Annotated in this window: 12 protein-coding genes and 1 tRNA gene; 8 read left to right on the top strand and 5 right to left on the bottom strand. The window is 45.7% G+C overall.

Translation table 11 applies throughout. The annotated features are described in order from the left end of the window. Positions 1-186 precede the first annotated feature (186 nt). Both C7475_RS08020 and C7475_RS08015 read right to left on the bottom strand, forming a co-directional pair. Positions 187-270 (bottom strand) — tRNA-Leu (locus C7475_RS08020). Positions 271-421: 151 nt separating this feature from the next. Next, a complete protein-coding gene (locus C7475_RS08015) occupies positions 422-1234 on the bottom strand; it encodes a 2,3,4,5-tetrahydropyridine-2,6-dicarboxylate N-succinyltransferase (RefSeq protein WP_110052771.1) in 813 nt (270 codons plus the stop codon). 91 nt (positions 1235-1325) lie between these two features. On the opposite strand from C7475_RS08015, the gene C7475_RS08010 reads away from it, so the two are divergent. From C7475_RS08010 to miaA, 5 genes are all read left to right on the top strand, one after another. Further along, complete coding sequence (locus C7475_RS08010) at positions 1326-2456, top strand: glycosyltransferase family 1 protein (protein WP_110052770.1); 1131 nt, start codon at positions 1326-1328, stop codon at positions 2454-2456. Positions 2457-2458: 2 nt separating this feature from the next. Continuing rightward, entirely contained in the window at positions 2459-3028 is a 570-nt protein-coding gene (locus C7475_RS08005; protein ID WP_110052769.1) for an L-threonylcarbamoyladenylate synthase, read from the top strand. Between the two features lie 30 nt (positions 3029-3058). Beyond that, positions 3059-4492 (top strand): CCA tRNA nucleotidyltransferase, encoded by a 1434-nt coding sequence (locus C7475_RS08000; RefSeq protein ID WP_233259786.1) that lies wholly within the window; start codon positions 3059-3061, stop codon positions 4490-4492. A 125-nt stretch (positions 4493-4617) separates the two neighbouring features. Then, complete coding sequence (locus C7475_RS07995) at positions 4618-5193, top strand: hypothetical protein (protein WP_110052767.1); 576 nt, start codon at positions 4618-4620, stop codon at positions 5191-5193. Beyond that, on the top strand, positions 5193-6089 hold the full coding sequence (miaA, locus tag C7475_RS07990; protein ID WP_110052766.1) for a tRNA (adenosine(37)-N6)-dimethylallyltransferase MiaA: 897 nt from the start codon (positions 5193-5195) through the stop codon (positions 6087-6089). Before C7475_RS07995 ends, miaA begins: the two co-directional genes overlap by 1 nt. Here miaA and C7475_RS07985 read toward each other — a convergent pair. From C7475_RS07985 to C7475_RS07975, 3 genes are all read right to left on the bottom strand, one after another. After that, positions 6079-7638 (bottom strand): hypothetical protein, encoded by a 1560-nt coding sequence (locus C7475_RS07985; protein WP_110052765.1) that lies wholly within the window; start codon positions 7636-7638, stop codon positions 6079-6081. The genes miaA and C7475_RS07985 overlap by 11 nt on opposite strands. Before the next feature lie 115 nt (positions 7639-7753). After that, entirely contained in the window at positions 7754-9337 is a 1584-nt protein-coding gene (locus tag C7475_RS07980) for an OmpP1/FadL family transporter (protein ID WP_110052764.1), read from the bottom strand. Positions 9338-9420: 83 nt separating this feature from the next. Continuing rightward, positions 9421-10431, bottom strand: a complete 1011-nt coding sequence (locus C7475_RS07975; protein WP_110052763.1) for a hypothetical protein — start codon at positions 10429-10431, stop codon at positions 9421-9423. A gap of 247 nt (positions 10432-10678) precedes the next feature. Between C7475_RS07975 and proS the strand changes: the two genes are divergently transcribed. From proS to C7475_RS07960, 3 genes are all read left to right on the top strand, one after another. Continuing rightward, positions 10679-12154 (top strand): proline--tRNA ligase, encoded by a 1476-nt coding sequence (gene proS, locus C7475_RS07970; protein WP_110052762.1) that lies wholly within the window; start codon positions 10679-10681, stop codon positions 12152-12154. A gap of 116 nt (positions 12155-12270) precedes the next feature. Further along, a complete protein-coding gene (locus tag C7475_RS07965) occupies positions 12271-15159 on the top strand; it encodes a histidine kinase (RefSeq protein ID WP_158286448.1) in 2889 nt (962 codons plus the stop codon). Next, on the top strand, positions 15156-15917 hold the full coding sequence (locus tag C7475_RS07960; RefSeq protein WP_012793534.1) for a LytTR family DNA-binding domain-containing protein: 762 nt from the start codon (positions 15156-15158) through the stop codon (positions 15915-15917). Before C7475_RS07965 ends, C7475_RS07960 begins: the two co-directional genes overlap by 4 nt. The last annotated feature ends 40 nt before the right edge of the window (positions 15918-15957 follow it).

The raw sequence follows: 15957 nt of genomic DNA, 5'->3' as shown, positions 1-15957 counted from the left end.
TAACTGTCGGTATGCCTGATCCAAAACTGATGGTTCTTGATGAGCTGCAAAACAACAACTTTTTAACCTTCCCCCCAAGTTTTCAACTTGATCCAACTTTCTTCGATTGAATATTAATCATTTATAAAAAGATTGAATTAACAAAAAATGTAAAAGCCGCTCGGAGAGCGGCTTTTACATTTTTTGTGCCCAGAACTGGATTCGAACCAGCACACCCTTGCGAGCGCTGCGACCTGAACACAGTGCGTCTACCAATTTCGCCATCTGGGCAACTGATTCCGTGTTAAGGGATTGCAAAGGTAGGCTTTTCTCTCAAACTTCCAAATTTTTCTTTAAAAAAAGCTGAACATCGTATAGCCCATTGCATTAGGAAAAGAAAAGCCGCTCCCGAAGGGAGCGGCTTCCAAATAATATATTCAATCTACACAGCTACATTGAACTCTCTCAGCGTGTCATTCAGACTGGTCTTCAAGTCAGTAGAAGCCTTACGCTGACCAATGATCAACGCACAAGACACCTGATATTCACCAGCAGGGAATTTCTTGGTGTAGGTACCTGGGATCACCACACTACGTGCTGGTACACGGCCTTTGTATTCAATTGGTTCAGGACCACTCACGTCGATGATCTTAGTGCTCTGGGTCAGTACTACGTTCGCACCCAGTACAGCTTCTTTTTCTACGATCACACCTTCTACAACAATACAACGGGAGCCGATGAAGCAGCCATCTTCGATGATCACCGGACTAGCCTGCAGCGGTTCGAGTACGCCACCGATACCCACACCACCACTCAGGTGAACGTGTTTGCCGATCTGAGCGCAGGAGCCTACGGTAGCCCAGGTATCCACCATGGTACCTTCATCAACATAAGCGCCGATGTTAACATAAGATGGCATCAGGATAGCTCCTTTACCAATAAAAGCGCCGTAACGGGCAATAGCATGAGGTACAACACGTACGCCCAGGTCTTTGTAGTGGGATTTCAGTTTCATTTTATCATAGAACTCGAAAGGACCGAGGTCTATGGTTTCCATAGGCTGAATGGCGAAATACATCAAAATCGCTTGTTTTACCCATTCATTTACTACCCATCCGTTTTCTCCTGGTTCCGCCACTCGTGTCTTGCCTTTATCTACAGCTTCGATCACACATTTTACAGCATCACTGTATTGTGATTCCTGTAGTAAGGTACGATCGGCCCATGCCGCTTTTATTAGTTCTTTTAGCTCCATCGTTTGAAATTTTTTACAAACATAAGGAAAACCTGTTAGTAGTTGCAAGCTGGGAGCGATTGCTTACCTTTATAGCCCTATAAATGACGCTATGAATATTGCTTTTGACGCAAAACGGGCTTATCAAAATAATACTGGTCTGGGAAATTACAGCCGAACACTGATAAGTTCACTGGCGACTTATTTTCCCCAGCACAGTTATTATCTCTATGCGCCAAAGCTGACAGGCATGTACACGACACAAAGCTACCCGAATATGCAGTCAGTATTACCGGAGAAGCGTCTACATCAGTGGTTCCGCAGTGCGTGGCGTAGCAAATATGTGGTGGGGGAACTGGCAGCGAAAGGTATTGATATCTACCACGGATTGAGCCATGAGATCCCGTTCGGTATTCATGAAAGCGGTGTGAAAAGTGTGGTGACGATGCATGATCTCATTTTTGAGCGTTATCCCGCACAATATAATCCGATAGACGTACAGACATACCGTCGGAAGGCGAAATACGCCTGCCAGTATGCGGATAAGGTGATCGCTATCAGTGAGCAGACCAGGCAGGATCTTATTCACTATTATAAAACTCCGGCAGAGAAAATAGAGGTGGTGTATCAGAGTTGTGATGAATCCTTTGCGGCAGTGCACGACGCGGCAAGTATTCAGAGAATGAAGGAACAATATGGATTACCAGCTTCCTATTTCCTGTATGTTGGGTCCATTATTGAGAGAAAGAATTTGCTGGGTATCCTCCAGGCTATGCAGCAGTTGAAAGGAGAGGTGGATCTGCCGCTGGTAGTACTGGGCGGAGGTACGGGTTATAAAGATAAAGTGAAGGCATTTGCGCAGAAACATGGTCTCTCAGAACGGATCATCTGGCTGAATGAAAAGGCCCGTATAGCGGATGCAGACGTACCGTTGCTGTACCAGGGAGCGGAAGCGTTATTATATCCATCTATCTTTGAAGGATTTGGAATTCCTATCCTGGAGGCGTTATGGAGCCGTACGCCGGTGATCACATCCGCCGGTTCCTGTTTCGGGGAAACAGGCGGTAATGCCGCTTTATATGTAAATCCCCTGCAGCCGGCGACCATTGCCGATGCGATGAGGAAAGTGCTGAATGAAAAACCATTCGCAGAAGAAATGAGAACAAAAGGATGGACGCATGCACAATTGTTTAGCCGGGAAAAATGTGCAGCAGCTGTGATGAAGGTCTACGAAAGTTTATAATTATGATTGATTTTGAAAATGATGTAACGGCTTCTCTGCAGGTATTACGTACCGGAGGACTGATCCTGTATCCGACAGATACTATCTGGGGAATCGGCTGTGATGCGACCGACGAAGCCGCCGTTAAAAAAGTATTTGATCTCAAACAAAGGCCGGAGGCCAAAAGTCTGGTTATCCTGCTGGCGGATGTACGTGATCTTTTAAAGTACGTCGCACATCCCAGCCCCGATATCGCCGATATGATCGCAGGATTTGACCGTCCCACAACCGTGATCTATGAAGGAGCGCTTGACCTTGCTCCCAATGTCATCAACAGCGATGGTACTGTTGCAATAAGGATCGTACAGGATACTTTCTGCCGTCACCTGATAAAACGGCTGCGTAAACCCCTGGTTTCCACTTCTGCAAACATCAGCGGACAGCCTTCGCCTGCTTCGTTCAGAGACGTGGACGCCGCTATTAAAGAAGGAGTAGACTATGTTGTTAACTACCGCCAGGAAGATACAACCCCGGCAGAGCCCTCCCGGATCATTAAGCTGCTGAAAGATGGGAGTGTTCAGGTGATCAGATAAAAAAACTTACTTTTGCCGTTTTATTCATTTATGATCAGCAGAAAGCCTATAGATATTCCCTGTACCTTACAGGAACGAAAAGTGTTGGAACAGATAGCATTAGCTGCCCAGGAGCTGGGTACGCCCTGCTACCTGATCGGCGGCTTTGTGCGTGATAAGATACTGAACAGGCGTACCAAAGATATGGACGTCGTATGTGTAGGAGATGGTATTGCCCTCGCCCATAAAGTGGCTGAATACTTTGACAATGCAAAGGTCAGCTTCTTTAAAACCTATGGTACCGCCCAGGTTAAATGGAATGACCTGGAAATTGAGTTCGTCGGTGCCAGAAAAGAAAGCTATCGTCACGAGTCCAGAAATCCTGATGTGGAACCCGGTACCCTGAAAGATGATCAGCTGCGTCGCGACTTTACCATCAATGCACTGGCTATCAGTCTGAATGAAGCTGACTATGGCAGCCTGGTAGATCCCTTTGGTGGTATCGCCGACCTGGAAGCCAAGACCATCAAAACGCCACTGGAACCTGCACAAACGTTCATAGACGATCCGCTGCGTATGATGAGGGCTATACGTTTTGCATCACAACTGCAGTTTACGATCTCCGAAGAGGCATTCAGAGGCATAAAAGAAAATGCAGACCGGATCAAGATCATTTCGCAGGAACGTATTACGGACGAATTTAACAAGATCATGTTGTCGCCGGTACCTTCCGTAGGGCTCGATCTGCTCTATAAAGCCGGCATTATGAAGATCATACTGCCGCAGATGGTAGACCTGGTAGGAGTGGAAATGGTGGAAGGGAAAGGCCATAAGGATAATTTTTACCACACCTTACAGGTAGTGGATAATATCGCGCGCAATACCAAAGACCTTTGGTTGCGCTGGGCAGCCTTACTGCATGATATCGGGAAACCTGCCACAAAACGCTTTGAGCCCGGACATGGCTGGACATTTCATGGTCATGATGCGGTGGGAGGGAAGATGGTGACACGTATCTTTACCAAAATGAAACTGCCGTTGCATGAGAATATGCGGCTGGTGAAAAAATTGGTGGAGCTGCATCTCCGCCCTATCAGTGTAACAAAAGAAAATATAACCGACTCTGCTATACGCAGATTGCTCTTTGATGCCGGAGATGATATCGAGGGATTAATGATGCTCTGCGAGGCAGATATCACCTCCAAGAATAAAGTGAAGGTTAAACGCTACCTGGAAAACTTTGAACTGGTGCGGCAGCGCCTGAAGGAGGTAGAGGAAAGTGACCGTATCCGTAACTGGCAGCCACCGGTAACCGGAGAGATGATCATGGAGACTTTCGGACTGTCTCCTTCCAGAGTAGTAGGCGACCTTAAAAATGCTATCCGTGAGGCCATTCTGGACGGGGTTATTCCCAATACCTACGATGCAGCTTACGCCTTCCTGCTTGAAAGAGCGAAAGAGATGGATTTGACACCAGTTAAATAAAAATGTTAATTTAGTAGTGTTAATTAATGTTAACACTACCTTTTTCGGGATTAGGTATGATGCTTTGTGTTATATTATGACCCGATCCTGAAAATACCAGATTATTAATAAAATCCTTTATTGTCATGCCTGTTTTGAAATTCAGAGTTTACTGGGAAGAAGATGAAAGTGTGTACAGGGATATTTCCATTAAACCGGACCAGACATTTTTACAATTTCATCAAACTATTTTACAGTCATTCGAATTTGACAATAAACATAAAGCGACTTTTTTCCGTAGCAATGATAACTGGCAACGGGGCAGGGAGATCATTCTTGAACAGGATGGCGCCGCACGTAAGGTAGAACCGCTGTTAATGGAAGATACGCCTATTGCCGCAGCTGTAAAGACCCCAAACCAGAAGTTCATTTACCTCTACGACTATGCGAAGAACTGGACATTCCTGGTGGAACTGATCGGCGTGTCAAAAGATGAAAACTCTAAAGTAGCATATCCTTTCTGCACAAGAAAAGAAGGACTGGCGCCTAGTCAGTATGGCACCAAAGGTCTCGTGGGTGATAAACTGGTGGAAATGGAAGAGAAATATGACCTTAACAAAGAAGGCATGAGTGAAGATGGCTTTGGAGAAGAGGGCGAAGAAGATACCACAGACGCTGAAGATGAAGGCGGTGAAGATAACAGCAACGAAGACATGTATTAGTGAAGACCGTTATTATTATCGCTGGTCCCACAGCGGCGGGCAAAACGGCTAAAGCGATAGAAGTGGCACAACACTTTGATACAGCCGTTATTTCTGCAGATTCCCGCCAGTGTTATCGTGAAATAAGTATAGGTACAGCCAAACCCAGTCCGCAGGAACTGCAGACTGTTCCTCATTATTTTATTAATTCCCATTCCATACGGGAGGAAGTAAATGCGGGCGTTTATGAAAGGCTCGCCCTGGACTATGCAGCCGAAGTCTGGAAAGACCGCGATGTAGTGGTCATGTGTGGAGGCACCGGATTGTATATCAAGGCCTTTTGTGAAGGTATTGATAACATCCCGGCCGCTCCTGCTGATGTCCGCTCGGCTATCCAGGAACGCTATGAGAAAGATGGGATGGCCTGGCTTCAACAGGAAGTTCAGGAAAAAGACCCGGCTTTTTATGCTGTAGCGGAGACACAAAATCCACATCGCCTGATGAGGGCACTGGAAGTACTATACGCCACAGGCCAATCTATTACCAATTTCAGAACAGGCAACGTTGTACAGCGGGACTTTAACATCATTAAGACGGCAATCACCCTTCCCAAAGAGCAATTACACGCGAATATTGAACGTCGTGTACACCAGATGGTTGCTGACGGCCTGCTGGAGGAAGTACGTGCTGTACTGCCTTATCGCGATCATAATGCCCTACAGACCGTTGGATACAAAGAGGTATTTGATCACCTCGATGGTAAACTAACCTGGAATGAAGCGGTAGAACAGATCATTATCCATACCCGTCAATACGCCAAAAGGCAATTGACCTGGTTCCGTAAAGACAAGGACTTCAAATGGTTCGAAGCAGGCAAAGGACTGATAGAAGAGTTGGACCAACAGCTCAGAACTTAACTCCGAAAGTAGCTGACACTCTTGTTGAAGAACTGGTAACCTGTGCCTCCGGAGGATTCACATAGCCATACTTGTTCGGTAGCATTTCAAATGGGATCTCCCGCCGTTTCTGATTCCCTCCTGTGATCAATGAAAGATCAATATAACAACCACTGTTAGATTTATAACCTACTCCGCCACTGTAATAGGTCCTCGATCCGTCAATAAGGCTAGTTTTATATGGGTTGCCATAATGGGCATACCCTAGCCGTAATGCATATAGCAGGTATTTTACTTCAGCGCCGACACGGAGATTGCCAACTGTCTGGTAAGCTGCTTTTACCTGTTCACTGTAGCGACGATTGTTCAGTCCATCTCCATATTTCACCTTCATAGAACGATAGTCGCTCAACTCGTAATCAGCACTGATAAACCCATAAGGCAGGTTCGGACTGCCTGCCGTATTAAACAACAAGACGGCGCTGGCCGTCGCCTTCCATGGTGTTCTCAGGCTATAGTCGAGATAATCTGCCTCCGACTGGGTGGTATCATCGATCATGTAAATAGTGGATGCTGTTACAACACCGGCCGATTTTGTATCGGTAACCATATCGGTCTGGTATTTCTTATTGACACCATACCAGGTGGGCGATTTAAGCGAGAGACCGAGGTTCAGCGGAACGATCGGCTTATATATACCACCAAATTTCACACTGACCCCGATGCCGTTTATCTTCGTAGTTTTTGTTACCTGGAAATAATTGAGGTCGGCGTGTACCGGATTGATATTCGTTTCCTTCCAGATATCCTGTATGTCTTCACTGATAAAACCCATATTCAGGCTGCCTCCCAGCGATAACTTGTCATTATGCTGCTGGCCAAATACAAGGGACAGTTCTGTCGTTCCTCCGCGGGTCAGGGTTTTATGGTATTGATTTACAAGTATACTATTGTCATCCGCTTCTGCAGCTGAAGTGAACTTATATAGACCTCCTATAGCATAGGGATTGATCAGGTAGGTTGCGTAGGCGAGTGAGGCAGTATGCCTGAGCGTAACATTTTCGTCGGGCGACAGTAATAAGTCAGGGTTGGTGATATTGGCATTGTCAGCCTGCATAAAGTAATTCAGCGACTGTGATGAATTCGCAATGTTGCCCTGATAGGTGACGTTTTCCCTGAAATTATTCAGCCTGTTTACGCCCATGGCAAATACCAGCGGATGTTCTTTGGTTTTATTGCGCATTACTATGGTAAAATCATCAAACTTAGGGCCGCCCCTTTTTGAAATGCCTTTATTGCCCAGATAATAGTTGGTATTGCTAATGTGCTGGTAGCCAATAGAGATAGAAAGATCACTATTACGGAAGAAGCCAGCTGCGGCAGGGTTCACATAAATAGCGGCCACTTCGCCTCCCAACGCACCTACAGCGCCTCCAACCGCTTGTCCGCGGGAGCTTCCGGTAGATATATCACTGCTGTATCTTAAAGCTTCCTGTATAGATTGGGCTATAATGGGTCGTGTGATTGCCTGTAAGGCAAAAGTCAGTAATAGAGCCAGTTTGTATTTCATAGGTAGGTGTATAACCGCGCAAAAATAGAGAAAATTGAGCGGATGCGTTTTCCGCTTATAAAAAGGGCGTCCGCAACAGCAGACGCCCTTTACAAGAATATGTTTGGCGGTCAGATTAGAACTTCCAACCGAAAGTAGCATTGATATTTGCCTGTTTGCTGTTGATCTCCGCAGGAGCCGGTGTTGTGTAGTGGTCAGCCGGATCAGCATTAGAGGCCAGCTCGTAAGGCTGATTGGTGTAGGTATTGTTGCCATAAACCAGGCCCAGGTCCATATAGAAACCACGGTTTCTGTAACCGATACCGCCGGTATAATACTGACGTTTACCGTCTATAGCACCATTTTTATAAGGGCTGCCATACAGCGCATAACCCAATCTGAAAGCAATTACATGCAACTTCAACTCTCCACCCACACGGATATTGGATGCTCCCTGATAGGTATCCTTGATTGCATTATTACGCAGGTCAGAGTCTTCCCTGTCGAAAGAGTTGTCGTTACGGAAACGCATTTTCATGGCAGCATAGTCCATGTACTCATAGTCGAAGGTAATAAAGCCGGTAGGCTTCCTGGTATCCGCAGAAGGAGCGAAGAGGTAAGTGGCGCTCAGTACTCCTTTCCATGGTGTTCTGATAGTGTATTTTGACTCATCTTCGAAACCGTCATTGGTATCGGTTGAAGAGAATGACAGTACGCCCAGTGTCTTGGTAGAAGTGGTCATGTCTGTTCTATAAGTATCAGTAAAGCTGATCCAGGAAGGAGAGTGGAAGGTTGCTCCCAGGCTCAAGGACTTAACTGGCCTGTAAATACCACCAATCTTCAGATTGATACCTGTTCCCTCGGATCTGAGGCTTTCGGTAACGTCAAAGCTGTTCAGGTCTGTATTAGCAGTATTCAGGTTTGTTTCTTTCCAGGTCCTTGAGTTTTTGAAGGTCATGGTCGGAATATTCACACTACCACCCAGGTACAACTTATCGTCGTAGTTAGCGGCGAAAGCAAATGCTACATCATAAGCGCCGCCTTTGGAATCGATAATGCTTTCCTGTTTTACATTGATACTACGGTCAACTGCCTGTGCCGCAGAAAAGAAAAATCCATCAGGTTGCCCGTTGTCCAGGTAAGGAGAAATAAGCCCTGTCTGATAAGCCAGTGCAGAAGTGTGGGCCAGAGAGCCAATAGTCTGACTGCCTCCCAGTTGTTCGTCGGGGTCGGTAACACCTGCTGCTTCAGCATCCAGGTAATAGTTCAATGAAAGGGAAGAGCTGTTGTTATTGCCCGTATAATAGGTCCGCTGATTATAGTTCTGCGTACGGTTCAGACCCAGCCCGAAACTGAAGTTCTGCCATTTACTGTCTGGCCTCTTTCTCTTACCGCCGAAGATCAGGGTCAGATTGGAAATAAGCGGGATGAACTTATTGTCATCTGCTTTTGTATTCAGGTATGTTCCCGTATTGGAAATATTCTGAAGGCCAACAGTAAAGGAAAAATCATTTGTTCTGAAAAAACCGAGTCCCGCCGGATTAACATACAGGGAAGATGCCTCTCCACCTAATGCACCCAAAGCGCCGCCTACTGATTGTGCTCTTGTTGTACCTGAAGGAGATGTTGTGCTGAATCGTAACGCATCTTCTATCGTCTGTGCATGCAGGGATAAGCAGGTTCCTGACAATGCCATGGCGAACACCATTCTTTTAATCATATAGTAGAATTAAGGGTTAAAAAATACCCTGGCTTTTGACCAGGGTACATTTTTAGAATATCAATGATCAAATCATTTTAGAATTAATTCCTTCCTCTTCCACCGCCTACACGACCGCCGCCGCCGGAACCGCCACTGCTACCACCGCTTGATCTTGGCGTATAGGATGGTGCTGGTGTGAAAGAGCGTTGTGGTTGTTGTGCAGGTTGGAATGACCTGGTAGGAGGACGGCTGATCGTACCACCACTGTTACGGCCACCACCATCGCTTCCGATTGGACGTTCACCTGCAGAAGGTGTAAATGAACGTCTTGGTGTGTAAAAGCCATCACCGCTGTTCCTGCCGCTACCTGTTGTAGGACGTTCTACGACACGGCCACCTGGATTATTAGCAACATTCCTTCTGGAAGGCGTATAATCTGTTCTGGTCGTACGGCCACCCGGATTAGGATTGGTACCAACTACTCTGCGACCAGGATAGGAGGTGCCGAAACTGCCGCGTGTACGGCGTCCCGGAGTAGAATAACCGTAGTAGCCACCATGACCACCCCAATAACCACCAGGATATCCGTAGTAACCACCTGGGTATCCACCATACCATGAGTTATAACCCCAGCCGGTATACCAAGGGTTATATCCCCAACCACCGCCATACCATGGATTACCCCAGCCATAACCGAAGCCAATGCTGAGTGATGGGCCCCAGAAAGAACTGTAGTAAGGAGAGCCCCAGCCGTAACCGAAGCCACTGCCGTAGTAGCTGTTGATACCCCAGCCGCTACCGTAGTAAGGGCTACCGTAAAAACCGGAATATACATTCGGAGAGTAGTATGCCCCCTGATAGTTACTGTTAAAGAGATTTAGACGGCGTGAGTAATCCCCTTGATCCTCATCGTCGTAAGTAACATACGTACCACCATCTTCCGCATCAGTAGCACTAACGTTATCGTCATTCTGATTATTGCTTGCAGCATAGCTGGGTTTAACGTGCGGAGAGTAATAGACATCGTCCGGTGTCTGGGTTGTTTTATATGCTGAAGAGCAACTGTTTAAAACAAACAGCGCTAACACAGCAAGGTATGGAACTGATTTCATTTGTCGGAATTTTTTAGCCTGATTTCTATAGTAAATTTACACTATTTTTAACTCAAAGAAAGGTTAATGCTACAATAATATCTAGCCACTCATAATATTTTACCAAACTATTTGCACGTTTCTGATTTTCATGTAGGTTTGTGACATTTTACCTTTTGATAATATATCCAGTACAAATATTAAGCCAAATTCAGATTTGTTTTATGATATATGTACTGGCCTAGATTTTAAATATTTCAATTTTTATATGAGTAAAGAGATCACAGCCCGTTCTGAAGATTATTCACAATGGTACAATGATTTGGTTCTGAAAGGAGGATTGGCAGATTATTCTGCGGTGAAAGGATGTATGGTGATCAAACCATACGGTTTTGCACTTTGGGAAGGCATGAGAGACGTGCTGGACAAAAAATTCAAAGACACCGGACACCAGAACGCGTATTTCCCATTATTCATCCCTAAAAGCTTTCTGAGCAAAGAAGAAGATCATATCGAAGGATTCGCAAAAGAATGTGCCGTTGTAACACACCACCGTCTGATGAAAAATCCGAACGGTAAAGGTGTTGTGGTGGATCCTTCAGCTAAACTTGAAGAAGAACTGATCGTCCGTCCTACTTCCGAAACGATCATCTGGAATACATATAAAGACTGGATACAGTCCTACCGCGACCTGCCGTTGCTGATCAACCAGTGGGCAAACGTTGTACGCTGGGAAATGCGTACCCGCCTGTTCCTGCGTACAGCTGAATTCCTCTGGCAGGAAGGACATACTGCACACGCTACCGCTGAAGAGGCGATTGCCGAAACAGAACAGATGCTGGAAGTATATGCTGACTTCGCAGAGAACTATATGGCTATGCCGGTAGTAAGAGGTGTTAAATCTCCGGCCGAGCGTTTTGCAGGTGCTATCGACACTTACTGTATTGAAGCATTGATGCAGGATGGTAAAGCACTCCAGGCAGGCACATCCCATTTCCTCGGACAGAACTTCGCCAAGGCGTTTGATGTACAGTTCTCCAACAAAGAGAATAAACTGGAATATGTATGGGCTACGTCCTGGGGCGTGTCTACCCGTCTGATCGGTGCACTGGTAATGGCGCACAGTGATGATGATGGCCTGATCCTGCCTCCGCGTATCGCTCCTTTACAGGTGGTGATAGTGCCTATCTACAAAGGTGACGAACAGAAAGCCAAGATCGATGCTAAAGTAAATGAGATCATCGGCCAGCTGAAAAAAGCCGGTATCCGTGTGAAATATGATGATTCCGATAACGCCCGTCCGGGATGGAAATTTGCGGAATATGAAATGAAGGGTGTTCCTGTGCGTATTGCACTGGGCGCGCGTGACCTGGAAAATAATGTTGCTGAAGTAGCCCGCCGCGATACGAAAACAAAAGAAAGTCTGCCACTGGATGGCCTGGCTGAACGTATCGGTACGCTGCTGGAAGATATTCAACAGCAGATGTATAACAAAGCGCTGGCCTTCAGGGACGAACACATAACACCGGCTGACACGATCGAGGAGTTTGAACGCCTGCTTGAAGAGAAAGCCGGATTTATCTCTGCTCACTGGGATGGTACCACCGAAACAGAAGAAAAGATCAAGGAGCGCACCAAAGCAACGATCCGTTGCATACCTTTAAACAATAAACAGGAGGCGGGTACCTGTATCCTTACAGGTAAACCTTCTACGCAAAGGGTTTTATTCGCCCGCGCATATTAACAAGACTTGCCGGTAGTGCCAGCCAGACAACAGTTGGCACTACCCGGTTTTATTCTAAAATCCGATCCATCATCTTAATGCCTAAGGTCCGTTATATATTCTTATGGTGGATACTAATGGTTCTGAGCACAGGTAATAATACCTTTGCCCAGGGGCTGATGATCCGTAATTATAATGTAAAAGACGGTCTGGCAAATGCTACGGTCTACGCTGCCGTGCAGGATAAAGAAGGATTTATCTGGTTTTCCACGCCCACCGGCGTCAGTAAATTCGACGGCAAACGTTTTCGCAACTATTCCAAAAAAGACGGTCTTACAGATAACGATGTTGTGAAGCTCTCAGCCGACTCAAAAGGACGCGTCTGGTTTTCTACACTCAACGGTTTACCCTCATTTTTTTGGAATTACACAATTCATACCGGTCAGAATGACTCGTCCCTACATGTAGATGCCCGCGGACAGTACATGCAGTATATGTTTGAGGATTATGCCGGTTTTATCTGGTTCCTGAATACCGACAACCGTATCATTCAATACAGTGGTAAAAAAACTACTTACGATAAACTTGGCGCTCTCCGCACCGACCTGTTCTACTTCCTCCGTAACGACACCATTTTTAAACCCCTGCAGCCGTACTTTAATCTGGCGGAACTAAAAGATATCAATAACCCCGATCAGAAGATATTTGGTGTGTGCCCTTTCCCCCTGGATAAGGCCTCCATACAACGTACCCGCAACCATCCGGTGATAATAGTGGATAATTCCCTTTACACTTATAGCAACAAGGAAGCAGTTTGTTTTTTCAGAGGAACAGACTGGGGGATCAGAGATGAGATCAGCAATATCTGCATAGATAACGATAACCTTTGGATAGGTACACCCAGAGCACTGTACTATCTGAAAGGTTTTTTCCACGGAGAAAAAAAGCCTATTAAACTATTACAGAACCACTATATCACCTCTCTGCTTAAAGACAGGGATGGTAACATTTGGATCACAACATTCGGGGACGGTGTTTACAATATTCCTTATAAGAACTTCTACTTTAACTATCTCGACAATACGAACGGACTGTACTCTCACTCTATCTTCAGCATCTCGAAAGACCAGCGCACCGGTACGCTGCTGATAGGACAGAATGCCGGCGTACTGAACACAATAGACAGCACCAATAGGATCCGGCAGTTTAATCTCGATACGACCAGTGGAAGGAACAGTATCCTGAGTATCCTTCCATACAAGCCGAACGAAATGCTGATAGGAGCTGATAATGGACTGTTCTTATTTAATACAGCCCTGCAAAAGGCTTCGCTGTTGAAGCCAGTGAAGTCATTGAAGGATGTGGATATCAGCCCTAAAGGGAAAATAAGGGTGGTGACCAAAGACCAGGTGATCTGTGATGACTACAATGTGAAAGTAGAAGATGATCTGATCACTTCCATTACCAGTATCAATGATTCCGCCTATTACGTTGGCACCAGTGCCGGACTGCTCTACGGTAATGATATCTCGCGGGCATTAAGGATACCTGGCAAAGACTCCGCCCTGCACCGAAGCATCAAAGATCTGAAGTGGGTTGATGGCGATCTCTGGATCGGCACCAGTGATCATGGGTTATATGTATTGAGGGATAACCGGGTGATCAAACACCTGAGTACCGCCGATAAACTTGTTAGTGATATCTGCCAGCAGCTCTATTATGATGGTATTGGCCGCTTATATGTTGCTACCAATAAAGGCGTTTCCGTTATTGATGTAAAAACGAAGACCCTCATCCGCAATATTACTTCGAATGATGGCCTGATGAGCGATGATACCCGTAGCGTCTATTACCAGAAGGGAATTTTATATATTGCTACTTCCAATGGCCTGAGTTATTTTAATGATGCGAAGATGCCGGTAGATACGGTCCCTCCGGCTATTTACCTGAATCATGTACGGTATGGCGACAGCACCTATCTGCCAGGCAAACAGTTTGTGCTGATGTATCAGCGGAAGGCCTCTTTTGAGGTGGAATTCGGCGCAATAGCCTACGATCTTCCTGAATTGGTTGAGTACCAGTACAACTTTTCCAGTGATACTTCGAGTGGATGGATTACGACAATGTCTAATATCGTACCTTTCCCCGACCTGCAGCCTGATAGCTATCAATTGCAGATCAGGGCCAGGAAATACAGAAGTAACTGGAGCCAGCCGGTGATCATTACCGTGACTATCCTGCCACGCTGGTACCAGCAATGGTGGGCACGGGGCATAGTCATCATGCTGGGATTAATGCTGGTAGCCTTTGTATTGAGAGATGTTATCAGGAGGATACAGCACGCCGAAATGAGAAAGACGGAGTATAACCGGCGGATCGCGGAGCTGGAAGCCAAAGCGCTGACAAACCAGATGAACCCTCATTTCATTTTCAACTCGCTGAACTCAGTGCAGCACCTGATCATGGAAAAAGAGGAGAAGCAGGCGCTGAACTTCCTGGCAGATTTTGCCACCTTGATGCGCCAGATGCTGAACAACTCCCGGAAGTCGTTCATCTCCCTGGAAGAAGAGATCGCCTTCCTGACAAGGTATATCGAATTGGAGAAGATCCGTTTCGCAAATGTGTTTACTTATGAATTTGTATTACAGGATGACCTGAAAGATTATACGATCTATATACCGCCCATGATCATTCAGCCGATTGTCGAAAACGCTATCAAACACGGACTGGCTCCGAAAAATGGCAGTGGCAGACTGGAAGTGAAACTGACGCTCCGTGAAGATATGTTGTACTGTTCCGTAGATGACGACGGGATAGGGTGGGAGCGTGCAAATGAGATCAAAAGCGGCCGCCTCGTAAGGCATGAATCCACCGCTTTGAGCGTGATTAGGGAAAGGTTGCAGATTATAAAATCTTTTAATGGAAATGTTGGAAAGTTAGAAATTATTGATAAATTTAAGTCTGGTTTCGGCAATAAGGAGGGTACCCTGGTTGAAATACTGATTCCCATTGTTAAGATGTTATGAGTAATATAAAAGCTGCGATCGTAGACGATGAAGTCCGCAACATCCATATTTTGCGAAATATTCTGGAGAATTACTGTAAAGATGTTACGGTAGCAGGGGAGGCGCAGAACATTCATGACGCGGCGGAAATGATCAAGAACACCCAGATAGACGTCTTGTTTCTGGATATTGAAATGCCGCCCCATAATGGTTTCCAGCTACTGGAAATGTTCCCTGTGTTGAACTTCGAAGTGATCTTCATTACAGCCTTTCAGGAATATGCATTGCAGGCGATCAAATTTGCTGCCTTAGATTATCTGCTCAAACCTATTAAGGTTAGTGAGGTGGAAGATGCTTTGGAAAAAGTGAAGAAGAGTAAAAAAGGCCGCCTGAACGAACTCGCTTCTATCCTGAAGGATTACGTTAAGAACAATGACAACGCTTTCTCTAAGATAGTCATCCCCGTAAATGACGGATACAACGTTATTGATCTGAAAGACATCATTTACTGCGAAGCATTTGACAGCTATACCAAAATACAGCTGATCAACAACGTATCACACCTGATATCCAAATCATTGAAGGAATACGAAGAAATGTTGTCCGACAAGGGTTTCTATCGTGTACATAAGTCCTTCCTGATCAATATTCACCATATTGTCAAGATCATAAAAGGCCTGGGTACTGCTGTCGTAATGAGCGATCAGAAAAACATCCCTATTTCTTCCCGTAAGAAAGACGAGTTCTTCGCGCAATTGAAAGGCGTGATCAATTTATAAGCAACGACGATTTATTACAAATACTACTGCCGCCGTAAAG

This window comes from Chitinophaga sp. S165, from assembly GCF_003182155.1.
Classification (GTDB): domain Bacteria; phylum Bacteroidota; class Bacteroidia; order Chitinophagales; family Chitinophagaceae; genus Chitinophaga.
This window is presented reverse-complemented; position numbering and strand designations above follow the sequence as displayed.